This window comes from Apibacter adventoris (assembly GCF_002964965.1).
Lineage (GTDB): Bacteria > Bacteroidota > Bacteroidia > Flavobacteriales > Weeksellaceae > Apibacter > Apibacter adventoris.
In genome coordinates this window covers 1-25,367 of record NZ_PSZN01000006.1, presented here as the reverse complement: position 1 = coordinate 25,367, position 25,367 = coordinate 1, and the positions used below count along the sequence as shown (strand labels likewise).

Genomic DNA, 25,367 nt, shown 5'->3' with positions numbered 1-25,367 from the left:
TTATGGGGATATATTGATTTTTTTTAATTTTATTTTTACCTTTACCCTATAAAAAATATATCTTTATGTCAACTTTACGATTTTCCGCTCTAAAAAAACTTCCTTATTTGCAACCTAGACGCATAGAAGTTCCTAAAAAATTATCTGAATTATATTGTGAACATGTATTCTCAGAATCAACTATGAGAGAATATTTAACGAAAGATGCTTATCAAAGCATATTAGATGCCATCAAATTTGGTAAGAAAATCAATCGTGAGATTGCTGATCAAATTGCTGTAGCAATGAAAGATTGGGCCCTCTCTAAAGGCGTTACGCACTATACCCATTGGTTTCAGCCTTTAACAGGAGAAACTGCTGAAAAGCATGATTCATTTTTTACACCTATTGGCGAAGGCAGAGCTATTGAAAGATTTAATGGATCTTTATTAATTCAACAAGAACCAGATGCTTCCAGCTTTCCTAATGGAGGAATAAGAAATACTTTTGAGGCTAGAGGATACACTGCATGGGATCCTACTTCTCCTGCTTTTATTATAGATACCACTTTATGTATCCCGTCTGTATTTGTTTCTTATACTGGAGAAACATTAGATTATAAAACTCCTTTATTAAAAGCTTTACAAGCGGTTGATGAGGCAGCTACAGATGTTTGTCAATCTTATTTTGACAAAAATGTTACAAAAGTACATTCAACTTTAGGCTGGGAACAAGAATATTTTTTAATTGATTCATCATTATTCCAAACACGTCCGGATTTAGTGCTTACCGGAAGGACTCTTTTGGGGCATGCTCCTGCTAAAGGACAACAATTAGAAGATCATTATTTTGGTTCCATTCCTACTCGAGTAAGAAATTTCATGAAAGAATTAGAAATTGATTGTATGAAACTAGGAATTCCTGTAACTACCAGACATAATGAAGTAGCCCCTAATCAGTTTGAACTGGCACCTCTTTTTGAGGAAGCTAATTTAGCTGTAGATCACAATTCTTTATTAATGGATGTTATGAAAAAGGTAAGCCGTAGGCATGGATTAAATATTCTTTTGCATGAAAAACCTTTTGATGGTGTCAATGGAAGTGGAAAACATAATAATTGGTCTTTAAGTACCAATACGGGTGATAATCTTTTAAGCCCAGGAAAAAATCCTAAAAAAAATCTACAATTTTTAACTTTTTTTGTAAATACAATTAAGGCTGTTCATGATAATGGAGATTTATTAAGAGCTGCTATCGCCTCAGCAGGTAATGATCATAGATTAGGTGCTAATGAAGCTCCACCTGCTATTATCTCTGTCTTTATAGGCTCCCAATTAACAAATGTATTAGACGAATTGGAAAAGGTAACTAAAGGAAAACTATCTCCTGATGAAAAAACAGATTTAAAACTAAATGTAGTAGGTAAAATCCCAGAGTTATTATTAGATAATACTGATCGAAACAGAACATCGCCATTTGCATTTACAGGAAATAAATTTGAATTCCGAGCAGTAGGTTCTCAAGCTAATTGTGGTGAACCTATGACTGTTTTAAATGCAATTGTTGCCTATCAATTAAGAAAATTTAAAAAAGAAGTAGATACCTTAATTGAAAAAGGATTGAAAAAGGATGAAGCTATTTTTAATGTTTTAAGAGACTACATTAAAGAGTCTAAAAATATTCTTTTTGAAGGTGACGGATATAGCGATGATTGGGTAAAAGAAGCCAAAAAAAGAGGTTTGGAAAATAGAAAAACTACTCCAGAAGCTTTAAAATTTGAATTAGAAAAGAAATTTATTTCTATTTATGAAGAATTAGAAATATTAAGCCATAAAGAAATTGAAGCTAGAAATGAAATTAAATTAGAAAAATATTCTAAAATGATTTCTATTGAGGCTAAAGTACTAGGTGATATTGCCAGAAACCATATTATACCTGTTGCCGTAGATTATCAAACAAAACTTATTGAAAATGCTAAAGGTCTTAAAGAGATTTTCGGTGAAAAGGAAATGAAGTCTATGTGTACGGAACAACTGGATTTAATTAAAAGAATATCTACACATATTACAGAGATTAAAAGTAATGTTGATAAATTATTTACTGAAAGGGATAAAGCCATTAATATTACAAACCCGGCTAAACAGGCTGAAGCATTTTGTAATAAAGTAAAACCTATTTTCAGTTTAATAAGGGAACATTCTGATGCTTTGGAAATGCTTATTGATAATGAAATGTGGCCTCTTACTAAATACAGAGAATTATTATTTACAATAAGATAAATTACTTAAAAAGTTTCAATAAAAAATGGATCCATAGTGTTATGGATCCATTTTTATTTATTATGTATATAAATAGACTTCAGACTATCAAAAATCATATTTTATTACTTTGTTATTATTTATTTTTGCCCCCTTACAAACGTTAATTAAAACCAATTATTGTAAAATATGGCAAAACCAGAATTTAAGTATCAGGCTACCTTTGAACAGGGAAAAGATACAACCGAGTATTACTTACTATCTAAAGATTATACTTCAACTACTTTTTTTGAAGGAAAAGAAATACTGAAAATTGATCCTGAAGGACTTACACTATTAGCTCAACATGCTTTTCATAATGTTGAATTTTTACTTCGGCCGGAACATCAACAACAAGTAGCAAAAATATTGTCTGATCCTAAATCGAGCGAAAACGATAAATTTGTTGCTCTTACCTTTCTAAGAAATTCTGAAATTTCAGCTAAGGGAATATTACCTTTTTGCCAAGATACTGGAACTGCTATAATTGTTGGAAAAAAAGGTCAACAGGTATGGACCGGGGGCAATGATGAAGAAGCTTTATCAAAAGGCGTATTTAACACTTTCACTTATGATAATCTCCGTTATTCTCAAAATGCGCCTTTAGATATGTATAAGGAAGTAAATACAGGATGTAATCTTCCCGCTCAAATTGATCTATATTCAGTAAAAGGTGATGAATATAAATTTTTATTTGTTGCAAAAGGAGGTGGATCTGCTAATAAAACTTACCTATATCAAGAAACAAAGGCTTTATTAACTCCTGAAAAATTATTCCCATTTTTAGTGGAAAAAATGAAATCTTTAGGAACTGCTGCCTGTCCTCCCTATCACATTGCTTTTGTAATTGGAGGAACATCAGCAGAAACTAATTTAAAAACAGTAAAACTTGCTTCAACCAAATATTATGATAATCTGGCTACTTCTGGAAATGAGGGTGGACGCGCGTTTAGAGATTTAGATATGGAGCAAAGACTTTTGGAAGCAGCTCAAAAACTTGGATTAGGTGCTCAATTTGGAGGTAAGTTTTTTGCTCATGATATACGTGTTATACGCCTACCTCGTCATGGAGCCTCTTGCCCTGTAGGTATGGGCGTTTCTTGTTCTGCAGATAGAAATATTAAAGCAAAAATAAATAAAGAGGGTATTTGGTTAGAAAAATTGGAAGATAACCCTACTCGGTTAATTCCTGAAAAATACAGACAAAAAGGAGAAGCTGGAGGAATTAAAATAGACTTAAACCGTCCTATGAAAGATATTTTAGCTGAACTTTCTCAATATCCTGTTTCTACACGTTTATCTTTAACAGGTACAATAATTGTAGGGAGAGATATAGCTCATGCCAAATTACAAGAAAAATTGGATAAAGGAGAAGATCTTCCTCAATATATAAAAGATCATCCTATTTATTATGCTGGTCCGGCTAAAACACCTAACGGATATGCTTGTGGATCTATGGGTCCTACTACAGCAGGAAGAATGGACTCTTATGTTGATTCCTTCCAATCTCATAAAGGAAGTCTAATTATGATTGCTAAGGGTAATAGAAGCCAACAGGTTACTGATGCATGTAAAAAACATGGGGGTTTTTATTTAGGAAGTATAGGAGGACCTGCAGCAATTCTTGCTCAAAACAGTATTAAGAGTCTAGAGTGTGTTGAATATCCTGAGTTGGGCATGGAAGCAATTTGGAAAATAGAAGTTGAGAATTTTCCTGCTTTTATACTTGTAGATGATAAGGGAAACGATTTTTTTCAACAAATTAATCAACCAAATTGCTCAAACTGTTAAAAAATCTAATTTTTTCTTTATTTAAAGTAAATAAAAAAACAGCTCATAAATGGAGCTGTTTTTTTATTATCTAAATTTATAATTTATGACTGGTCTTAAATTTTTCAAATGTTTCTAAAGAATAATCCGGACAAGCCCCTTCGCTATTAGTTATAAATGCACCTAAAGATATAGCATTTTCTATAGATTCATTAACAGAACTTCCTTTTACTTTTTTTGCTAAAAATCCGGCTAAAAAAGAATCTCCACTGCCTACTGTATCTTTTATTGCTACTTTAATAGCCTCTGCATAGATATAGTTATCCTTATCATGATACACAGCCCCTTTACTACCTTTAGTAATGATTATTGCTTCAAGATTAAAATATTTTCTAACATATTGTACTGCTTTTTCTTCTGTAACATATTCTACTCCGATCCAATCTAAAAGCTGTCTTAATTCAGATTTATTCATTTTAACTAAATTCGATTTTTTCATAAACTGAACAATATCTTCCTGAGAAATAAAAGGTGGACGAAGATTTATATCAAATACTTTATATGGCGCAATGTCTAATAATTTTTGGAGTGTTTGCTTTGAAATATTATTTCTTGTTCCTAAACTGCCAAAAACAAAAGCCTCAGTATTTTTTACTAAGTTCACATATTGATCTTTCCATTCTATAAAATCCCAGGCTACGGGTTCTACAATAGTATAGTGAGCTTCATTATTTTGATCAATTTTAGCAATAACAGTACCTGTATCATGATTGGGATCTATTTGGCACTCATTTACACTTATGTTTGCATTAGATATTTTCTCAAGTAATTCTTTTCCTAAATCATCATTTCCTACACGGCTTATCATTCTAGCGTCAATCCCCATTTTATTAAGATTATAGGCAACATTGAAAGGAGCTCCTCCTATTTTTCGCCCTTTAGGAAAAATATCCCATAATATTTCTCCGAAACAAACTATGGTTTTTGTACTCTCATTTATCATTTCTTTATGTTTTTTATTGTTAATTTTATCTACACAGATTTTCCTATTATTATTTCAGAATTATAAACTATTTGTTGTTGTAATAAGTTTGTCTTTTCAATTTTTTCTATTAAAAGCTCAACTGCTTTTTTAGATATTTTTTTAATTGGCTGCTTTATATGTGTTAAAGGGACCCTAAAAATATCAAATGCCTCTGATTCATCAAAGGTTACAAGGGCAAGCTCTTCAGGAATTTTTATATCTAATGTTGATAATTTTTTTAATGCTGCTATAGCCAATTTATTACTGGTAAAAAAAAGAGCATCAGTAGTCATTAAATTCAGTTCATCAATAGCTTTATATACTTCTGATTGTGTCTTAGATTCTTCTATATAAATAATTTTTTCAGAATCCAGATATATTTTACTATCCTTTAACGCTTTTTTATATCCTTCTACTCTATTTTTTAAATTTTCTAAATTTTTTTTATATGAAAAAATCGCAATGTTTTTTTTTCCTTTATTTATTAAGTAATTAACAGCTTGATAAGATATTTCAAAATTATTAGTGACTATGGAATCTATTTCCATATTATCTATAGGTCTATCAATTAATACTACCGGAGCTTTAGTTTCTACCAAATTATTAATTATATTTTCTGAGTTTTCAACTGGAGCTATTATAAATCCGTCTACTTGTCTTTTTTGAAATAAATCTATAAGTTGTTTTAATTTTTCTTCATTTTCATCTGAACTTCCAATTAATAGCATGTATCCTCTTTTGGAGGTTTCATCTTCAATAATTCTTGCTACTTGAGAAGTAAAAGGGTTAGCTATGTCTGCAACCAATAAAGCTATTGTATTGGTCTTATTAGATTTAAGACTTTGAGCTATTTTATTTGGTTTATAATTTAGTTCTGCAGCAATTTCTTTTATTTTTTTTGCTGTTTCTTTATTTATGCGATTTACAAATTTATCATTAAGTACATAGGATACTAAAGCAATAGATACGCCTGCCTTTTCTGCTATATCTTTAATTGAAGCTCTTTTCATTTAGATTTCAGTTTATTAATTATCTGGAATTATCCAGCCCTAATTCTTTCTCAATTTGTTCTAAAGATTTCCCTTTAGTTTCTGGTATCCAAATTTTAACGAAAATAAATGCTAATATCGTAAATACTTCAAAAATAGCGAATAAATATTCAAAACTTATTCCTTTAATGATAGGAGCAAATTGTATTGTAAAAAATGTACAAAGCCAGCTTATTGCAGTAGAAAAAGACATTGCTATACCTTTAATTTTGTTAGGATAAATCTCTGATATAATTACCCACATTACAGGAGCAAAAGAAGCTGCAAAAAAAGATATATAAATTAGTAACGCAATAAGAACCCCAAAACCATTTTGTATAGGTTTTGAAAATTCATAGGTTAAATAGCCTAGTGATATAGCCATACCTATAGCTCCCCATAATAAAAGTGTTTTACGACCTTTTGTATCTACTAGCCTTAAGGCTATAAATGTCATTAAAAAATTAACTAACCCTACTATCATCGATTGAAATAAAGAATCATTTTGAGCAGATCCTGCTGCTTGAAATATATCTGGAGCATACATAATAATTGCATTTATTCCAGTAATTTGTTGAAAAGCAGCTATAAGTGTTCCTATTAAAACCACTTTTCCCGTACTTCCTTTAAACAATTTGCCAATAGATATTTTTTCTCTATTTTTTTCTGAATTAATTATTTGTTTCATTTCTGGTAAATCGGTTTTTACCATCTCATCACCTCCAATTTTTCTTAAAATTTTAATGGCTTCTTCAACTTTATTCTTGGAAATTAACCATCGAGGGCTTTCTGGAAAATCGATTAAAAGAAAAACCAAATATAAAAATCCAAATAAAGCAGGCATCACAAGCATATATCTCCAACTATCATCGCCCAGATTAATTAACAAAAAATCAAAAACATATGCTAATAAAATACCAATTGTAATGGCAAACTGATTTAGGGAAACTAATGTACCTCTTTTTTTTGCAGGAGATATTTCAGAAATATACATAGGCCCAACTACTGAGGTTGATCCTACAGCAAGACCTGATAAAACTCTAAAAAATATTAGTATGGCAGATGATGTTGCTAAAGCACATCCTAAAGCAGATAAAATATATAAAATTGCAGTAATAATCATAACTGTTTTTCTTCCCAACCTATCTGCTATATTCCCAGTAAACAAAGAACCTAATAAACAACCTATGGTTAATAAGGCTGCAACAGTCCCTAATCCACTATCAGTAAGGGAAAATTCATTTTTAATCATATCATTGGCGCCAGAAATTCCAGCCATATTAAGACCAAATATTAAACCTCCGTTTACAGCAACAAAAGTTATCCAATATAAATATTTATTCATCGTATAAAAATATTTCACATTTTAAATATGCAAAAATAAAAAATTTAAACGTTTAAACACATATTATTTTCATGTATTTAATCACAAAGCAATAAAAATATAAAAACAATTAATAAAATTATCTCATTAGAACATAAAAAAAACCTTTAATAAATATATATTAAAGGGTTTTTTATTATGTAATTAAACTATTATTTTTTACTTATTATATCAATTATAATAATTCTTCTTTTTAGGTTTTGTTATTTTAGGAGGGTAATTTTTAACTAACGCATTAATGTTTTCTTGAAATAAAGTTGTTTTAGAATTGGAATATTTATTATAATCTACTGTATTTGAGAATTTAGAAGTCCAGATTAATTGGTTAGTTTGGGCATTATCCATATCTATTTGAAATGTGTAATTTATAATTCTTTTTTTTATGGGAATTCCTATATTGGTTCCCAAACCAAACCATCCACTACCTCCACCAACACCTAAATTTACGGTATTAACATCATTTCCCTCGGCAATTGAAACCATAACAGCTATATAAATATCTGGATTATCTGAAGTTCTTTGTAGCCCTTTAGTAATTAAAGAATTATCAAGATTTCTCATGAAATTTAAACTATCAATTTGATTTAATTGAATGCTGTTATTTGTATAATAATCATAGGTTTTTATGTTAGTAAAATTTGTATTTGTATCGTAATCTACAGTAGGTTTTATTGACTGGCAATTTATAAAAAGGAAAAAAGAAAGTCCTAATACAATAATTATTTTCATGTATTTAATTATTTTCATTATTAAAGCAAATTTAATAATAATACTCTAAGTATAATACATTTTTTTTGTTCATTCTATTTCTGTGATTCTTGTCATATTTGTAAAGGTTTGTTAACTTTTATGAGATACAAAAGGTAATAACTTTATATTTTTGCAAAAATTTTTTATCTAAAATTTAAATTTATGGACGAACCGTCTATCAAGATTAAATATGCAAGTGAATTGCTATCAGATGTAGCTGTAACTTTAATGATGAGTGGAGCTAATACTTCTCGTATAAAGAAAAATACGCAACGTATTGCTGATGCTTTAGATTTTGAAGCAGATTTATTCATTTCTTTATCCGGTGCTGTTTTAAGTGTTAGAGACCGAACAACTAATGAAATGCATACTATTGTAAGAGCTATTCCTCATGTTGGGGTTAATTTTGAAATAGTTTCTGAAATTAGTATCCTTTCCTGGAAAACTATTCAGGAAAAATATGATCTTCAAAAAGTATATGAACAACTCCAAAAAATTAAAAAAATAGCTCATTATCCTAAGCCTGCCATATGGTTTTTTGTAGGTCTTGCAGGAGCTAGTTTGAGCCGGATTCTTGGAGGAAGCTGGTTAGAATTTTTTGTTACTTTTATAGCTACTGTTTTAGGATTAATTGTTAGGCAATTTTTAACAGAAAAACATTTTAACATTTTCATTGTTTTTGCAACAGCTTCTTTTACAGCTGTTTCTACAGTAAACATATGTAGGATTATTACTGATTCTGATTTAAAAAGTGCATTTGCAGCCAGTGTTTTATTTTTAATTCCGGGAGTTCCTTTAATTAACTCTTTTATAGATATTCTTGAGGGATATATTTCTCAGGGTATCTCAAGAGGTATTCAAGGTTCTGTATTAATATTTATGATTGCTCTCGGTTTATTTTTATCATTATTTATATTTGGTTATGAATTTTTTAATTGATTTTTTTTCGTCTACGCAAGTATCTTTAGGTGAAAAGATATTTTGGTCTATGTGGGTGTCTATTGGTTTTGCCGTTATATTTCGAACCCCTAAACGTTCTATGTGGGTCGTAGCAGTGCTCGGAGCTATAGGATTTAGTTGTAGAGCCTTTCTACTAATCTATTTTAAAGATCAAATTGTTTTTGCAAGTTTTACTGCTGCCAGTTTAGTAGGTGTATTAGGTGTTTACTTTGCTCATAAAGTACATACACCTCCTATTGTTTTTACTATACCAGCCGTTATAAATATAATCCCAGGAAAACCCGGTTACGAATTTATGATTTCTCTTATTGAAGTTATTTCTTTAAAGGAAGGAGAGGTTCTTCAATTTGAATATTTAGTTGAAATGATTGAAAAATCTGCTCGTACAGGCTTTACATTATTATCTCTTGCCTTTGGAGTAGTTTTTCCTCTATTAATATTTAAAACTGCCTCTGTCAAAAAAACCAGTTTAAACCAATTTTTTATAAATAAAAATAAAAATATTTAAAATTTATATCTTTATTTATAAAACGATAAATATGTATGTATCTAATAAATTATTATAGAGAAGTATTTATAATTTATATTTATATTTATTTTGTGGAAATAATTTTCATTATTTACAAATTAACCAGATAAATACGATTACAATTTTAGTTCAATAAATTATAATAAATTTATTGAACTAAAATTATTTCTTTTAAACTCAAAAGAGTTAAAATAATAAATCTATTCTGATTAAAATAGGTGAATTATAAAATTTCATATAATTATTTATAATAACCACAGAGTTTAAAATAAAAAAGCATAACAAACTTACAAGAAATACAAACATTTCTGTTCGTATTTCTTGTACTTTCTTCTTTTCTATTCAATTTCTCCCAATACTATTAAATCTTTCTTATCAGAACGTCCAGGTCTATAATAAACATCTCCTTTTATTTCTGCCGGAATTTTATATACTAAATTAGTTGTTTTCTTAGTTAATGGATTAATCTGTTTAAGTGACAATCCCCAACCATCTAATAGTATTGTTTCTGAGTGATCAAATTTATATTGTTTCCCATTATAATTAATCAACACTTCTCCATCCATTAACATCCTGCTTTCATCACTTATATTTTTGAAGGTAGTGTTTAAAATTAAATAAAGATTCCCTTCTTCTTTGTCAAGGTCTGCAAATTGATTTCCGGTATCTACCTTATCTTTTATATTTATTTTATTCACTGTTACTTCAAAATACTTTGTCTGTAGAGGCTCTCCTAATTTTATATAATTGAAAGAATTATCTATAGAAGAAGATTCCGAATCTTTTTTATCATCGTCCAGACTTGCAAAAGCAATAAATGAAAAGAATACAACAGCTAAAGCTGAAATTAATGTTTTAAAATGTTTTTTCATGATTTTAAATTTTAAATTTATATATAATTGATTTTTTGAAAAGTATAAAAGGAAGGAGAAATCCTAATAAATAAAATAACAAATCTGTTATATCAAAAGTCCCGGAGAGTAATTGAAATAACTGTAGTAATTCAGACCCTATTGCTACAAAAGGAATTATTATAAACCAGATTACATTTTCCACAGATATTATATTTTTCCAAATGTAAAGTGTAAAACAGGTATAAGAAAAAATCCATAGTCCATCTGGTAAAGAAAATAACATCCAATCAGGAATATATCTGACGTAAGAAATGTTATGTTCTCTTAATTTATATAAAAATTGTTGTATTCCTACTAGTTCACTCCATGAAAAAATTCTTAAAGGAAAATTCCTAAAGAATATATATATTAGGATACCTATGAATAAACTAATACTACTTCCAATTAATAAGCATATTTTATGTTTAGTAAAAGAATTATTGATTATTTTCAACGAAAATTCTAATTTTAATTTATGCTTCCAATCCCAAAAAGCAGAATTTATTTAAATAAAAAAGCGTGGGAACTGAACTTATTGACACCAAAGGCTCGCCAGAACCCACACACTCAATAAAAACATCCCACGCCACTTTGAATAGCTAGTGTGTGAAATGTTTGAAAACTGGCGATTTTCTGGTTATCACTAAAGCTAACGCTTAATTTTTTTATTTTAAAATTTTTATTTTCTTATAACTTCTAATCTTTTAAAGTTTCTACTTTACAAAAGTAAAATATATTATTAATATAATATCAAATCAAAATCCTTTTTTAGATAAAAAATTTTCTTTATCTAATTGCTATACCATAAAATTTTTAATAATATATCGAAAATATTTTAATCAAAAAACCCACAAAACATTACTAATTAATGTGTTATGGGTTTATTTCGTAGCGAGGAGCAGACTTGAACTGCCGACCTTTGGGTTATGAATCCAACGCTCTAACCACCTGAGCTACCTCGCCAAATGAGTGTGCAAATATAGTAGGATTTTCATTAAACTACAAAATTATTTATTTCCAATATCTATTTTTTGTAAAAAAATCTCTGCCATCATACACCTAACACTTCCTCCTCCGTATTTTTCAATTGTAGGAACATCTATCACTAATATTTTGCTGTATTTATTAATTTTTTCTATTTGCCCCATATTTAAACTTTTATAACCTGTAGAAGACATTACTAAATATTTATTTAAATTTTCTGTTTCTAATTGTAAACAATTAGCAGCAAAATGCATCATTTGCTTTTCAGATATCGTGATAATTTCTTTTTGCGAACTATGTAAAATATCTGAAACTAATTTTCTTTCTTTTAAGTCTTTAATGGAATCTAAACACACTATTACAAAATCTTCAGTAATACTTATCATTACATTTGTATGATAAATAGGACATTCTTTTTTTTCAATGTTTTGTGTTGCATGAAAAATAATAGGTGTAAATTCCATTTTTTCACAAAATTCTAAGAATAATCCTTCATTAGTTCTTTCTGAAACTGAAATATAAGCAACTTTATTTGTTCTATCTAAAACAATACTTCCTGTACCTTCTAAATAAATCTGTTTGTTTTCTGATTCTGTAAAATCAACTATGTTTTTTATTAAAAAACCTTTATTTTTTAAACCTTCTATTATGTCTAATCTTCTTTCTTTTCTTCTATTGGGTGCATATAAAGGATATAATAATACATTACCATCATCATGAAAAGAGATCCAGTTATTGGGAAAAATAGAGTCAGGAGTGTATGGTTCTTTTGTATCTTTAAAAACTATAACATTAATATAATGTTTTCTAAGTTTATCAACCATATTAGTAAACTCTTCTAAAGCTTTGTCCTGTATCAATTTCTTAGGATCAGAATCTTTTTTTTGAAAAAAATTATTTGTTGCAGTTTCTTCATTGAATCCAAAAACAATAGGTTCAATCATTAATACAGTATTTGTTATCTGTTTATTTTTCATCTTCATTATTTATTTTTTACGTTTTAAAGGTAATGTTGAACATCTTAACAGTCCTCCCATTTTGGATATTTCATAATATGGAACTTTTTTTACAGTTAGATTCCATTTTTCTTCTAAAAATTTATTAAGTCTAATGAATCTTTCTTCTGAAACAACTACTTCCGGAGAAATTGAAAATATATTTGTATTCATATAATACATTTCTTGTTGAGTAATTTCAAAAATATTATCTTTTCCAAAAAAATCTACTATAAATTGATAATCCTTAAGATTTATAAAACCTTCTTTATACACAATTGCTTTGTTTTTTCCAACCGGCATAAATGTACAATCTAAATGCAATATTCCTTGTTTAGGATCTTTGTCATTTTTTTTTAAGGATATATCTATAAATGTTTTATGTGGAAATAATTCTTTTAGAAAGTCTATAGCATATGCATTGGTTCTTGCGGTTTTAAGTGAAGAATAATCATCCCCTTTATATACCCCACAAAAAATAGTATCATTACAAAGAATTATATCTCCTCCCTCAACATGTGCTTTTTCAGGCAAGTTATATATATCTTGAAAAGAAATCATATCAAATATTTCTTTATAGGCTTCTTGCTCGTCTGCTCTATCGGGAATTATGTTAGATATAATAACTTTATTTTCAATTACAAAAGCGACATCTCTTGCAAAGACTTGATTGCAATCTTTTAGTATTCTGGGACGTAACACTTTTACTTTATGGTCGTTTAATATTTTTTCAAAACAAGTCATTTCATAAATAATGTCGTCTTCTTGAGGATATGAATTATTAGTAACGTTTTCGTAAGATTTTGCATCGTAGGTTTCCTCTAAATTAGGGGTTTTACCCATAGAATGAGGTTGACCTAATACAACAGTTTCTAATTCTGATGTTTCATCATTTATATTTAATAATTGCATAAAATTCAATCAAGATTATTTTAAAGATAAGGAAATATTATACCAAAAGTAGGTATTTTTGTTGTGTAAATATGTTTTTTATTAAGAAACTTTATGTGGTATTTAAAATATAATTTTAAATGACAGAAAAGAGATCTTCATATTGTCTAATGATTTTTTCTTTTGAATATCTATCTTTAATAGACTTTTTTATTATATTTTTTTCATGTTGAATATTAACTTCTCTTTTAATTTCATTTGCAAATAAATGAAAATTCTCGATATTAACTATTTTTCCATTAATATTAGGTTGTATAATTTCATTAATTCCTCCTTTACAATTATTTACAATTGAAAATATACCACAAGCTCCTGCTTCTAACAAAACATTTGGAAATCCTTCGTAACGTGAAGAAAGTACAAATAAGTCTGCATTTTTTATAAAGGGAAAAGGATTTGTCTTTTTTCCTAAAAAATGAACATTATTTAGTTTATTTTGTTCTTTTTGTAATTTAAGATTTTCTTCTTCATCTCCTTCTCCTATTATATATAAATGTATATTCTCTTCTTTTAAATACATAAATACTTTCAAGAGATTATCAAATCCTTTTCTTTTGGATAGATTGCCAATAGCAATAACATTTTTATTTTCTTTTAAATATGGAAGTTCAATTTTTTCTTTTAGTTTGGATTCTATTAAATCAAAATCTACCGGATTATTAATTTTAACAATTTTGGATTCTTTTATCTTCAGATTTTTAATTAAATCTGATTTCATGTCTTCACTTTGGGCAACAATTGTAGAAAAGTTATTGTAAAATTTATAAAAAAATTTAATTTCCGGCCTTGTTACATGTTTTGATACTATATTGGTTTCTCTTGTGATAAAATGAGCTTTAGGAAAAAATGGTATTATAGGTGATAAAAAAGCAGAAATTTCTCCCCAACCGCCAAATACAATTGCAGGTTTGTATTTTCGAATAGCTTTTATTACTGGGAAAAAAGCATTTCTAATCCTATCTTTTTTTAACTCAATAATTTCTGTATTTTGATCTAAAAGTTTTAAATAGTATCCTTCTTTTCTCATAAGAAGGAGTTTAGATTTGTATTTTGTTTTATCAATAGAGTTAATTAGTGTCATTATTATTCTTTCTGCTCCTCCCATTTTCATATTTGGAAGAATAAATAAAATAACTTTCACTATACTTTGTTATTAATGTATCCTAAAGTAGCTTCATCATTTTGCATGACTCTGGCTAAGTTTCCTACAACTACAGAATTATCCGGAACATCCCTTGTAACATAAGAATTAGGAGCAATTAAAACATTACTACCTATTTTTATGTCTCCAACAATAACAGCATTAGTTCCTATCCATACTTCATCTCCTAATATGGGAACTCCTTTTTTATCTCCACGGTTTGTTTGACCAATAGTTACTCCTGTAGCAATATTACAATTTTTACCAATTTTTACTTTAGGGTTTATTATTACTGTTCCCCAATGACCTAAGTAGAATCCTTCACCAATATTTGTCCCAGGATATATTTGAAAGCCATATTTTACTTGATAATGGTATAATAATATTCTATAAAAAACTCCCAACACAGTTTTTTTTCTATATTTTGATGCTTTCCTAAATATATATAAATACCTAAAATTAGGATCTATCATCCCTCTGCAAATAAACTTTCCTGGCCATTTTCCATGAATTCTATAATAATCTTTTTGTATTATAGTTCGTGTCATAGTTATAGATTATCTAATATTTTTAAAAGCGAATTTACTGCATTTTCTAAAGAAAATGGTAATTCTTTTTTATTCATTTTTTCTATATATCGATCTGGTATGTGAGAATCTGTCAAAAATTTCTTCATTCCATTATAAATTCCATCTTCTGAATTTTCAACTATCATACCTAATTCTCCTTTATGTAAAATTTCTTTTACTCCTGATACATTTGTTGCTATAATTGGTTTTTTTAGTGTTAATGCTTCAAATAGAACTGTGGGATATCCCTCATATCGGGAAGAAAGAATAAAATAATCTGTATTTTTCAGAAATGGATAAGGATTTTTTTGAAATTCTGCCATTTTTATTGTTTTTTCTAGGTTTAATTTTTTTATAAGATTTTTAATTTTTATAAAATCATACCCATCGCCCACTATAATTATTTTATGATATAAACCTTCTTCTAATAATTTTTTATGCACTTTTATAAGTCTATCAAATCCTTTCTGCGGAAAAACAGTTCCAATGGCTACAAATGTTTTTTCTTGATATTCTGAAAAATCAAATTCAATTTTTTCCTTTGCTTTGTTTACTATCTCATCAGAATCTATGGGATTATAAATTTTAATTAGTTTTTCTTTTTCTATGGAATTTCTTGCAAGTTTTTGAAAATCATCTTTTATTTTATCTGAAATAACCCAAATTTTATCAGCTTTAAAAAATTTTATAAGTTTGTTTGGTTTATATTCTGGTATGCTAAATAGATCATTATGGACCCAGACTACTTTTTTAGATGTTTTTACAGGGCTTTTGAGCACCTCTTGTAGTAAACTGTGGTTTGCAATCAATTCTATGTCATAATCTTCTTTTTTTAGTATAAATTTATAAAGCAACTTAGGAAATAATTTTAAAATTCCTTGATATATTTTTCTATAAGCTTTTTGGGGTATTTCCCAAGGCTTATTGGTTGTAATCATTTCTCCTTCATTAAGATAAAACAAATTAATCCAATCTGGTACTTCGGAAAGGTATTTGCCTGATTTAAGATTTAATAATAAATCAATCTGATATTTATTTTTGGGTATGTTTTTTAAAAAAGTGATTAATACTTTTTCAGCGCCTCCATGACGGAGTGAACCTATCCTAATAAGTATCTTTTTTGTACTCATATGGTAATTTTTCTGCCCAGTATTTTTCCAATTCTTTTCTATTTTTTTCTAATTCTCTTGGATATTTTGTTGTGTTTTTAAGCATTTTATCTGCATATTCTTCAATGGTACAAATAAATTTCGCCGGATTACCAGCATAAACTGTATTATCAGGCATAGATTTAGTCAATACAGCACCTGCTCCTAGAATACAATTATTACCAATTTTTACATTGGGTAAAATAATGCAATTATTCCCTATAAAACAATTATTCCCTATCTTAATTCTACCTACATTTCTTGCATCCTCATATTTCAACATATTTTTTATAACATAATTACCGCCATCATGATTTATAAATCTTACACCTGATGTTATTTTTGTATTATCTCCAATTTCAATAAGAAATGGCTCAGAACCAAAATTGGGCATATCTACAAAAATTACATTTTTACCTAATTTTAAACCTCTTTTTATAGATTTTTTTATATAATATTCATCAGAAAATTTTTTTTGTATTTTTCTAATCATATAAAAAAAAACTTGTATAAAATTTTTCATCGTATATTGACTAGTTTAATAATTGTAATAACAATTCTTCAACTTCTTGATAAATACTATCTGGATTAAATTTTTCTTCAGGTTTTTCTAAATTTCTCTTTATATCATCAACAAATTTCGAATTCTGAATAAATTTCTTCATACCTTGGTATATTTCTTCTTCATTACAATTAACTAATAAACCATTAATATTATTATCTATCATTTCTGGTATTCCTCCTACTCTAGTACTAATAATTGGTTTTTCCAGTGCTAATGCTTCATTTATAACTAAAGGATATGCCTCAGATTTAGTGGGTAAAACAAAATAATCTGCTGCTTTTAAGTAAGGATATGGATTTAATTTCGTTCCTAATAGTTTAAATGTTTTTTCAACCTTTAAAGCAATTACTTGCTTTTTTAATCTATCCATTTCTTCACCATCTCCTACTATTACTATTGAATGTATATAATTTTCATTTATAAGTCTAGCATGAACATTTACAAGTATTTCATATCCTTTTCTACTATGTAAACGTCCTATGGAACAAAAAATTGGTTTTTTTAATTTCCCGTAATCTACATTATATTCTTCTGCCTTTTTTTTTATTTCGTCAACATGTACTGCATTATAAATAACCGAACTATTAGAAAAAGTTATACCATATTTTTCTTCTATTAGATTCCTAATTTGATTGGCACAAAAAACTACATAATCAAATTTTTTCATTTTTTTTATATAATCCCATGATTTCGATCTTAATCTTTCATAAGTAACTTCTGAATGAAACCACGCAATTTTTTTTGAATTTTTATTTGAACTATTTAAAGTCATATCATATTCTGAATAACTTGAAGCTACTTCTATATCATATTTTTCTTTAAGTTGAAATGAAGGAAATTTTTTATATAAATATAATTTTAATAGTCTAAATGCAAGTTGAATCTTTTTTAATAATGGATTCTTACTAAAATCTTCTTTTCCTTTTGTTAGATATAAAAGTTTTACATTTTTCGGTATATCATTTCTAAGTTCTCCCTGATATAAATTAAGTAACAATGTAAATTCAAATTTATCTTTTGATAAATTATTTAAAAGATCCAAAATTACTTTTTGAACCCCTCCCATTTCCATAGATCTTAATCTAAATAAAACTTTTATTTTTTTTTTCTGCATTATAAATAATTAACAAAGATAAAAATTAGTATTTATATATAGTTACATCTTTTTTATAAGTTCTATGCAAATATTATTAATTTTATACACTATTGTAACTTATATTCTTCAAACTATTATTTATATATTTGCTATCATGATTTTTAGGAAAAAAATAAGTATTTTTTTTATTGTTTTTCTAATAGCTTTAATTAATTATAAAGCACAGACATTAATCATTGACAAAACACATATCAAAAAAAATCCTAAAGTTGGTTTGGTATTAAGTGGTGGTGGTGCTAAAGGTTTTGCACATGTAGAAGTTATTGAAGCTATAGAAAAAGCCGGTATTAAAATCGATTATATAAGCGGAACCAGTATGGGAGCAATAGTAGGTTCATTATATGCTGCTGGATATTCTCCCAAAGAAATAAAAAAAGCTATTGAAAATATTGATTTTGTTGGGCTTTTTCTTCAGGAAAAAGATCGTAGTTTCATTCCATTTATAGATAAATCATATCGTGATAAATATTTATTTACACTTCCCTTTGATAATAAATTAAAATTTACTTTGCCTACAGCTATTAGTAAAGGGCAAGGTTCTTTATTGTTATTAACTAATTTATTAAGCAATGTACATGATATAAAGGATTATTCTAAACTTCCAATTCCTTTCCTTTGCATAGCAACTAATTTAGAAACTGGAGATGAAGAACAGATGGAAAATGGATTTTTACCTCTAAGTGTATTAGCGAGTGCAGCTTATCCCTCTTTGATAGAACCTATTAAAATAAATAATAAATTATATATTGATGGTGGTATAGTTGATAATTTCCCTGCTAAAGCATTAAAAGACAAAGGTATAGATATAATTATCGGTGTAGATTTAGGATCCGGATTACAAAAAGCTGAAGATATTAAATCATTAATAAATGTGATAAATCAAATTATTAGTTATAGAATAAATATGAAAACTGACTTTGAAAGAAGTTATGTTAATCTTTTAATAAAACCTGACTTGAAAGATTATAGCGTTACAGATTTTGATAAGAAGGATTCTATATTACTAAAAGGTAAACTTGCTGCAGAAAAAGCATATATAGAATTAAAAAAAATAGCTAAACTGCAAAATAATAAAGATACGATTAACAATACAAAAGAAATACCAGTTAATAAAAATTTATATGTTACTACATTAAATATTGAAGGTAAAAACTCGTATGATACTAAATATATTAAGAGAAAAATTGGAATTGAAATTCCGGGTAATACTTCTATAAAAGACATAAGTAAAGGAATTTCCGCTTTGTATTCAACAGGAAACTTTAATAGAGTATATTATCAAATTCAAAATAATAAGGAAAAAAATGATAGTATAAAACTAACACTGTTTTTAGATGAAAAAAATAACAATTCACTTAAATTAGGAATACATTATGACGATGTTTATAAAGCTTCTATTCTTACAAATATAACTTTATATAAGCTTTTATTTAAAAATTCTTCCTTATCAACAGATATAGTTTTTAGTAATAATTTTAGAACTTATATTAACTATTTTATTGATAATGGAGTTTATCCTAGCATAGGGTTTAATACAAATTTTAATGCTTTTAATTTTAATTATTCTGATTTAAAGAAAAGTAAATATATTATAAACAGAATACGAAATTTTGATCAGCAAATATATTTTCAATCAACTCTTAAAGAAAAATATGCTGTAGGATTAGGTTTAGAATATAGTTATATCAATTTTTCTCCTTTTAAATCTAATCCAACTTTCTTAAAAGATGAAAGCTATTTTATAAATCCATATTTTTATATCAAAGTTGATACAAGAGACAACGCAAATTTCTCTTCTAGAGGTTTTAAAATAAATGCTATTGCTAAGCAAATATTAGTTTCTAATGCACCAAATTTTAATGACTTTACCATTATAAAAGGAGATTTAAACTTTTCAATACCTATAACAAAAAAATTATTTATTGAAAACCAAGATTTTTTAGGAACTTCTTTTAATAGTCCGGCAATGCAATATAAATATTACATTGGAGGATATTTTGAGCAAGAACTCTATAATTTTAAACGATTTTTAGGATTACCTTTTGCATATACAAATGGAAATCATCTTATTTCTTTATACAGTTCTATAAATTATAAAATATTAAAGAATCATTATGCTAAATTATATGTTAATTATGCCAATGTAGAAAACTATTTTAAAGATATAAAATATTTTAATTATAAATATTCCAGTTATGGAATAGGCTATGGTTATGATAGTCCTTTTGGCCCAATTAATTTATTATACACTTATTCTGTAAATCAAAAAAAAGGAGTTTTTAGCGTAGGATTAGGTTATTGGTTTTAAATTAAATATAATACAAATACAATGATACATTATTTTTCAGAAAATAATTTTATTCTAAGAAATAAAAGAAAAAGAAAAAAATGGATACATAATACCATTATAAATGAAAATACAAAATTAGGTAATATTAATTATATTTTTTGTTCTGATGAACAGTTATTAAAAATTAATATTGAATATCTCAATCATGATTTCTATACTGATATTATTACATTTGATTATAGAGAAAATGATATTATTTCTGGTGATATTTTTATTTCTATTGATAGAATCAAAGAAAATTCAAATATTAATAAATCAAATTTTGAAGAAGAATTGAATAGGATTTTAGTACATGGAATTTTACATATAATTGGTTATAAAGATAAATCAATTGAAGACTCAAAATTAATGCGAGAAAAAGAAAATTATTATTTAAACATATATAAAAATTTACAATAAATATTTGTTTCACGTGAAACATTATAAAATATGATATTAGAAAAATATGATGTAATTGTAGTTGGTGCAGGACATGCAGGCTGTGAAGCAGCTGCAGCTGCAGCACAATTAGGATCTAAAACCTTATTGATAACTATGAATCTTCAAACTATAGGTCAAATGTCATGTAATCCTGCTATGGGAGGAATTGCAAAAGGACAAATTATAAGAGAAATTGATGCTTTAGGAGGTATATCGGGTATTGTTACTGATAAAACTATGATTCAGTTTAAAATGTTAAACTTATCTAAAGGTCCAGCTATGTGGAGTCCAAGAGCTCAATCAGATAGAATGAAATTTTCAGAAGAATGGAGAAATCAATTAGAAAATATTTCTAATTTAGATTTTTTTCAGGATATGGTTACGGAAATAATCACAGATCAACATAAAATTTTGGGTGTTAAGACATTTATGGGAGTCAAAATTTATTCTAAATCTGTAATACTTACAAATGGAACTTTTTTAAATGGATTAATTCATATAGGTGAAAAACAATTTGGAGGTGGTAGAATGGGTGAAAAGGAAGCTTTTGGCATCACGGAAAGTTTAATAAAATTAGGTTTTGAATCTGGAAGAATGAAAACAGGTACTCCTCCACGTGTAGATGGTAGAAGCATTGATTTTTCTAAAATGGAAGAACAAAAAGGAGATACATATCCACAAAAATTTTCATATACCAATACACCAAGATTAAAAAAACAAAGAAGCTGTTATATAACCTATACAAATATAAAAGTACATGAAACTTTAAAAGAAGGTTTTGAAAGATCACCTTTATTTAATGGTACAATTAAAAGTACCGGTCCCAGATATTGCCCTTCTATTGAAGACAAAATTAATAGATTCTCTGAAAGGGAAAGACATCAAATTTTTGCTGAACCAGAAGGTTGGAAAACTATTGAATATTATATAAATGGATTTAGTACATCTTTACCTGATGATATACAAATAAAAGCATTACAATTAATACCGGGTTTTGAAAATGCTAAACTATTTAGACCGGGATATGCTATAGAATATGATTATTTTCCTCCAACACAATTAAAAAATACGTTAGAAACAAAAATAATAGATAATTTATATTTTGCCGGACAAATAAATGGTACAACAGGTTATGAAGAAGCTGCTGCTCAAGGTTTGATTGCAGGTATTAATGCTTCCTTAAAAATTCAAGAAAAAAATTCTTTTACTTTAAAAAGAAATGAAGCTTATATAGGCGTACTTATAGATGATTTAATAACAAAAGGTACTGAAGAACCTTATAGAATGTTCACTTCCAGAGCAGAATATAGAATGAGTTTAAGACAAGATAATGCAGATGAAAGACTTACTCCATTAGGTTATAATATAGGTTTAGTTTCAGAAAAAAGAATGAAAAATTTAGAAGAAAAATTAAAAAAGACTAATGAGTGTATAGCTTTTATAAAATCAACTTCTATAAAACAAGAGGAAACAAATCCTATATTAATCGATAAAAAATCTACTCCTATTACACAAACGGTAAAAGCAGATAGTATTTTAGTAAGGCCTAATATAAAATTAAAAGATTTAGAAAAAATTAATAATATTCAAAATTATTTATATACACATAATTATTCAGATGAAATATTAGAACAAGTTGAAATTAAAATTAAATATAAAGGATATATAGATAAAGAACTTGAAAATGTTGAAAAATTAAATAGACTAGAAAATATAAAAATACCATCTAATTTTGATTATTCAAAATTAAATAGTATTTCTACAGAGGCAAAACAAAAATTAATAAAATTTAAACCTGAAACTATTGGTCAAGCTAGTAGAATAAGTGGAGTATCGCCATCTGATATTAATGTACTATTAATATATATGGGAAGATAAAAAAATAAAAATTAAAAATATATAATTTAAATGTTCCACGTGAAACATTTAAATTTTAAGTTTAAATTTCAAGGAAAATAAATAATGAAAATTAAAGATCATTTTTTAACAAAAGAAATTTTTGAAGTTAAAGAAACTCAATATAAAGGTGTTTTAAAAACACAAAATATACCTGAAAATTTAGAAAAGTATTATGAAAGTAATAAATACTTATCACATTCAAAAGATAATTCATTAAAATCTAAAATATATCAGTATACTCAAAAATTAAATGAAAAATATAAACTTAAAATAATTTCTAAATATAAAAACACTGGTAAAATTCTAGATTATGGTTGTGGAGATGGGTCTTTCCTGAAATTTATGAAAAATAATAATTATTCAATTATAGGATATGAACCAAATTCTAAAGCTTTAAATAATGCTATTTATAAAATTGGAAAAGAAAATACAATTAATTCATTAAACGATATTGAAAATAATTCTATAGATATTATTACACTTTGGCATGTATTAGAACATATATCAAATCCAGAAAAAATTTTAAATGAATTAAAAAATAAATTAAAAAAAAATGGAATACTCATAATAGCTATTCCAAATTATAAATCCTATGATGCAAAATATTATAAAGAAAATTGGGCAGCATGGGATGTTCCAAGACATATTTATCATTATTCTAAAGAAGGAGCTATAAACTTTTTTAATTTAAATCAGTTTGATGTAATCCACACTTATCCCCTACCCTTTGATAGTTTTTATATTTCATTAATTAGTGAAAATTACTCTAAAAACTATTTTAGTTTATTACGTTTTCCATTTATTGGTATACTATCTAATATAAAAGCTTTGAAAAATAAAAATTATTCTTCACTCATATATATTTTAAATAAATAAAATTGTATAAATATTATATAAAAAGAGACAATGATAACATTGTCTCTTTTTATTATATTATGTAAATATTTAATTAATTGTTTAAAATAGCAGCAACACCCGGTAATTCTTTTCCTTCTAAAGATTCTAACATTGCACCACCACCTGTTGAAACATAACTAACTTTATCAGTATAACCATTTTGTTTAACAAAAGCTACACTATCTCCACCTCCTACTAAAGAAAAAGCACCGTTTTTTGTAGCTTCTGCAATAGCATCCCCAATTGCTTTAGTACCAACTGCAAAATTTGGCATTTCAAATACACCTAATGGTCCATTCCAAAGAATAGTTTTTGAATGTAAAATTACATCAGAAAAAGATTTAATTGTTTTAGGACCAACATCAAGTCCTTCCCAACCTTCCGGAATATTCTTTGTTTCAACAACCTGAGTTTTAGCATCATTAGAAAAATCATCAGCAATAACAGAATCTTCAGGAATGAAAACTTTTACATTATTTTCTTTAGCTTTTTTTAATATATCTAAAGCTAAATCTAATTTATCATCTTCACATATTGATTTACCTACACTTCCACCTAAAGCTTTGACAAAAGTATAAGTCATCCCGCCACCAATAATTAAATTATCAACTACCGGAAGTATATTTTCTATAATTGTAATTTTTGAAGATACTTTAGATCCTCCTAATATTGCAGTAACAGGTTTTTCTCCTGTTTTAAGCACCTTTTGAATAGCATCTAATTCTTTAGCCATTAATAAACCAAAACATTTAGCATTTGGAAAAAACTGAGCTATTACAGCTGTTGAAGCATGTGCTCTATGTGCAGTTCCAAAAGCATCATTTACGTAGATATCTCCTAATTTTGCTAATTGTTTAGCAAAATCTACATCACCTTTTTCTTCTTCTGAATGAAATCTTAAATTTTCTAACAATAAAACTTCACCAGGTTTTAATGCTAAAGCTGCAGATTCAGCTTTTGATCCAACACATTCATCAACAAATTTTACTTTTGTACCTAATACTTCTGATACTTTATCTACTATATGTTTTAGAGAGTATTTATCAGTAACCTGTCCTTTAGGTCTTCCTAAATGAGTCATTAAAATAACAGATCCACCATCATTTAATACTTTATCTATTGTAGGTTTTGCTGAAATTATTCTAGTAGAATCTGTAACTTTTAGATTTTCATCTTGTGGAACATTAAAATCTACACGAATTAATGCTTTTTTTCCATTAAAATTAAAATCATTAACTGTTTTCATATTTTACCTTTTAATATTTAATACAAAGATAGTTTCATTGAAAGTAAAATAGAAATTTTAAAGGCTGAAATTTATCCACATTTGTACTATTATTATTATAAATTTTTTTAATTAAAAACAAAATATATAGTAATAGTAATAATATAGATGTTTATATGTTAATAAATTTTATAAAAATAATTTTAAAGGTGATATTAACTTATTTATTAACATGTATACAAGTATAATAATTTGTATATTAATAATTTACATATATTTTAACAAATAATTATAAATTTTAATAACTTATTTGTTTATAGATTTAATGTTAATAACTGAAATAAATAACTTTCAAAACTTAGTAGTAATATATATAAATAAATTTGGATAAAAAATAAATTATATAATAATATCAAAAATCATATTTTATGAAAATATTTTTAATTTTATTTT

General features: G+C 26.8%; 22 protein-coding genes and 1 tRNA gene. 8 read left to right on the top strand and 15 right to left on the bottom strand.

Annotation, left to right across the window (positions count from 1 at the left end):
- Positions 1 to 65: 65 nt before the first annotated feature.
- Complete coding sequence (locus C4S76_RS03840; RefSeq protein WP_105192844.1) at positions 66 to 2,258, top strand: glutamine synthetase III family protein; 2,193 nt, start codon at positions 66 to 68, stop codon at positions 2,256 to 2,258.
- Positions 2,259 to 2,426: 168 nt separating this feature from the next.
- Positions 2,427 to 4,067: a fumarate hydratase gene (locus C4S76_RS03835; protein ID WP_105192842.1), complete on the top strand. Its 1,641-nt coding sequence runs from the start codon at positions 2,427 to 2,429 to the stop codon at positions 4,065 to 4,067.
- A 76-nt stretch (positions 4,068 to 4,143) separates the two neighbouring features.
- Here the strand turns inward: C4S76_RS03835 and C4S76_RS03830 are convergent, their stop codons facing one another.
- The 4 genes from C4S76_RS03830 to C4S76_RS03815 form a co-directional block, all read right to left on the bottom strand.
- Positions 4,144 to 5,049 (bottom strand): carbohydrate kinase family protein, encoded by a 906-nt coding sequence (locus tag C4S76_RS03830; RefSeq protein WP_105192840.1) that lies wholly within the window; start codon positions 5,047 to 5,049, stop codon positions 4,144 to 4,146.
- A 29-nt stretch (positions 5,050 to 5,078) separates the two neighbouring features.
- A complete protein-coding gene (locus C4S76_RS03825) occupies positions 5,079 to 6,080 on the bottom strand; it encodes a LacI family DNA-binding transcriptional regulator (RefSeq protein ID WP_105192838.1) in 1,002 nt (333 codons plus the stop codon).
- Positions 6,081 to 6,099: 19 nt separating this feature from the next.
- Positions 6,100 to 7,443: a sugar porter family MFS transporter gene (locus tag C4S76_RS03820; RefSeq protein WP_105192836.1), complete on the bottom strand. Its 1,344-nt coding sequence runs from the start codon at positions 7,441 to 7,443 to the stop codon at positions 6,100 to 6,102.
- A 210-nt stretch (positions 7,444 to 7,653) separates the two neighbouring features.
- Complete coding sequence (locus tag C4S76_RS03815; protein ID WP_181044050.1) at positions 7,654 to 8,211, bottom strand: DUF4136 domain-containing protein; 558 nt, start codon at positions 8,209 to 8,211, stop codon at positions 7,654 to 7,656.
- Between the two features lie 183 nt (positions 8,212 to 8,394).
- Here C4S76_RS03815 and C4S76_RS03810 point away from each other — a divergent pair, with 183 nt between their 5' ends.
- Both C4S76_RS03810 and C4S76_RS03805 read left to right on the top strand, forming a co-directional pair.
- Positions 8,395 to 9,171, top strand: coding sequence for a threonine/serine exporter family protein (locus C4S76_RS03810; RefSeq protein WP_105192832.1), 777 nt, complete (start codon positions 8,395 to 8,397; stop codon positions 9,169 to 9,171).
- Complete coding sequence (locus C4S76_RS03805) at positions 9,155 to 9,700, top strand: threonine/serine exporter family protein (RefSeq protein ID WP_105192830.1); 546 nt, start codon at positions 9,155 to 9,157, stop codon at positions 9,698 to 9,700. The genes C4S76_RS03810 and C4S76_RS03805 overlap by 17 nt, the downstream gene beginning before the upstream one ends.
- A gap of 359 nt (positions 9,701 to 10,059) precedes the next feature.
- Here the strand turns inward: C4S76_RS03805 and C4S76_RS03800 are convergent, their stop codons facing one another.
- The 10 genes from C4S76_RS03800 to C4S76_RS03755 all read right to left on the bottom strand — a co-directional run bounded on the left by C4S76_RS03800 (position 10,060) and on the right by C4S76_RS03755 (position 18,081).
- The gene (locus C4S76_RS03800) at positions 10,060 to 10,593 is read right to left on the bottom strand and encodes a DUF4352 domain-containing protein (RefSeq protein ID WP_105192828.1); all 534 of its coding nucleotides are present in this window, start codon (positions 10,591 to 10,593) and stop codon (positions 10,060 to 10,062) included.
- Between the two features lie 4 nt (positions 10,594 to 10,597).
- Positions 10,598 to 11,068 carry a hypothetical protein gene (locus C4S76_RS03795; protein WP_245915787.1) on the bottom strand — a complete coding sequence of 157 codons (471 nt, stop codon included), beginning with the start codon at positions 11,066 to 11,068 and terminating at the stop codon, positions 10,598 to 10,600.
- Positions 11,069 to 11,503: 435 nt separating this feature from the next.
- Positions 11,504 to 11,577, bottom strand: a tRNA-Met gene (locus C4S76_RS03790).
- 44 nt (positions 11,578 to 11,621) lie between these two features.
- On the bottom strand, positions 11,622 to 12,575 hold the full coding sequence (gene ctlX / locus C4S76_RS03785) for a citrulline utilization hydrolase CtlX (RefSeq protein WP_105192826.1): 954 nt from the start codon (positions 12,573 to 12,575) through the stop codon (positions 11,622 to 11,624).
- Between the two features lie 9 nt (positions 12,576 to 12,584).
- Positions 12,585 to 13,505: a dimethylarginine dimethylaminohydrolase family protein gene (locus C4S76_RS03780; protein ID WP_105192824.1), complete on the bottom strand. Its 921-nt coding sequence runs from the start codon at positions 13,503 to 13,505 to the stop codon at positions 12,585 to 12,587.
- 115 nt (positions 13,506 to 13,620) lie between these two features.
- Positions 13,621 to 14,685 carry a glycosyltransferase gene (locus C4S76_RS03775; protein WP_317045835.1) on the bottom strand — a complete coding sequence of 355 codons (1,065 nt, stop codon included), beginning with the start codon at positions 14,683 to 14,685 and terminating at the stop codon, positions 13,621 to 13,623.
- A complete protein-coding gene (locus C4S76_RS03770; protein WP_105192820.1) occupies positions 14,685 to 15,233 on the bottom strand; it encodes a serine O-acetyltransferase in 549 nt (182 codons plus the stop codon). Before C4S76_RS03770 ends, C4S76_RS03775 begins: the two co-directional genes overlap by 1 nt.
- Before the next feature lie 2 nt (positions 15,234 to 15,235).
- Positions 15,236 to 16,384 (bottom strand): glycosyltransferase, encoded by a 1,149-nt coding sequence (locus C4S76_RS03765; protein WP_105192818.1) that lies wholly within the window; start codon positions 16,382 to 16,384, stop codon positions 15,236 to 15,238.
- On the bottom strand, positions 16,359 to 16,895 hold the full coding sequence (locus C4S76_RS03760; protein ID WP_105192974.1) for an acyltransferase: 537 nt from the start codon (positions 16,893 to 16,895) through the stop codon (positions 16,359 to 16,361). The genes C4S76_RS03765 and C4S76_RS03760 overlap by 26 nt, the downstream gene beginning before the upstream one ends.
- A gap of 40 nt (positions 16,896 to 16,935) precedes the next feature.
- Entirely contained in the window at positions 16,936 to 18,081 is a 1,146-nt protein-coding gene (locus C4S76_RS03755) for a glycosyltransferase (RefSeq protein ID WP_245915786.1), read from the bottom strand.
- Between the two features lie 136 nt (positions 18,082 to 18,217).
- Between C4S76_RS03755 and C4S76_RS03750 the strand changes: the two genes are divergently transcribed.
- The 4 genes from C4S76_RS03750 (at position 18,218) to C4S76_RS03735 (ending at position 23,668) form a co-directional block, all read left to right on the top strand.
- Entirely contained in the window at positions 18,218 to 20,431 is a 2,214-nt protein-coding gene (locus C4S76_RS03750) for a patatin-like phospholipase family protein (protein WP_181044049.1), read from the top strand.
- Between the two features lie 21 nt (positions 20,432 to 20,452).
- Positions 20,453 to 20,872: an rRNA maturation RNase YbeY gene (gene ybeY / locus C4S76_RS03745; RefSeq protein WP_105192814.1), complete on the top strand. Its 420-nt coding sequence runs from the start codon at positions 20,453 to 20,455 to the stop codon at positions 20,870 to 20,872.
- Positions 20,873 to 20,902: 30 nt separating this feature from the next.
- The gene (gene mnmG / locus C4S76_RS03740; protein ID WP_105192812.1) at positions 20,903 to 22,771 is read left to right on the top strand and encodes a tRNA uridine-5-carboxymethylaminomethyl(34) synthesis enzyme MnmG; all 1,869 of its coding nucleotides are present in this window, start codon (positions 20,903 to 20,905) and stop codon (positions 22,769 to 22,771) included.
- Positions 22,772 to 22,855: 84 nt separating this feature from the next.
- Positions 22,856 to 23,668 (top strand): class I SAM-dependent methyltransferase, encoded by an 813-nt coding sequence (locus tag C4S76_RS03735; RefSeq protein WP_105192810.1) that lies wholly within the window; start codon positions 22,856 to 22,858, stop codon positions 23,666 to 23,668.
- 73 nt (positions 23,669 to 23,741) lie between these two features.
- Here C4S76_RS03735 and C4S76_RS03730 read toward each other — a convergent pair whose 3' ends face one another.
- The gene (locus tag C4S76_RS03730; protein WP_105192808.1) at positions 23,742 to 24,935 is read right to left on the bottom strand and encodes a phosphoglycerate kinase; all 1,194 of its coding nucleotides are present in this window, start codon (positions 24,933 to 24,935) and stop codon (positions 23,742 to 23,744) included.
- Positions 24,936 to 25,367 lie beyond the last annotated feature (432 nt).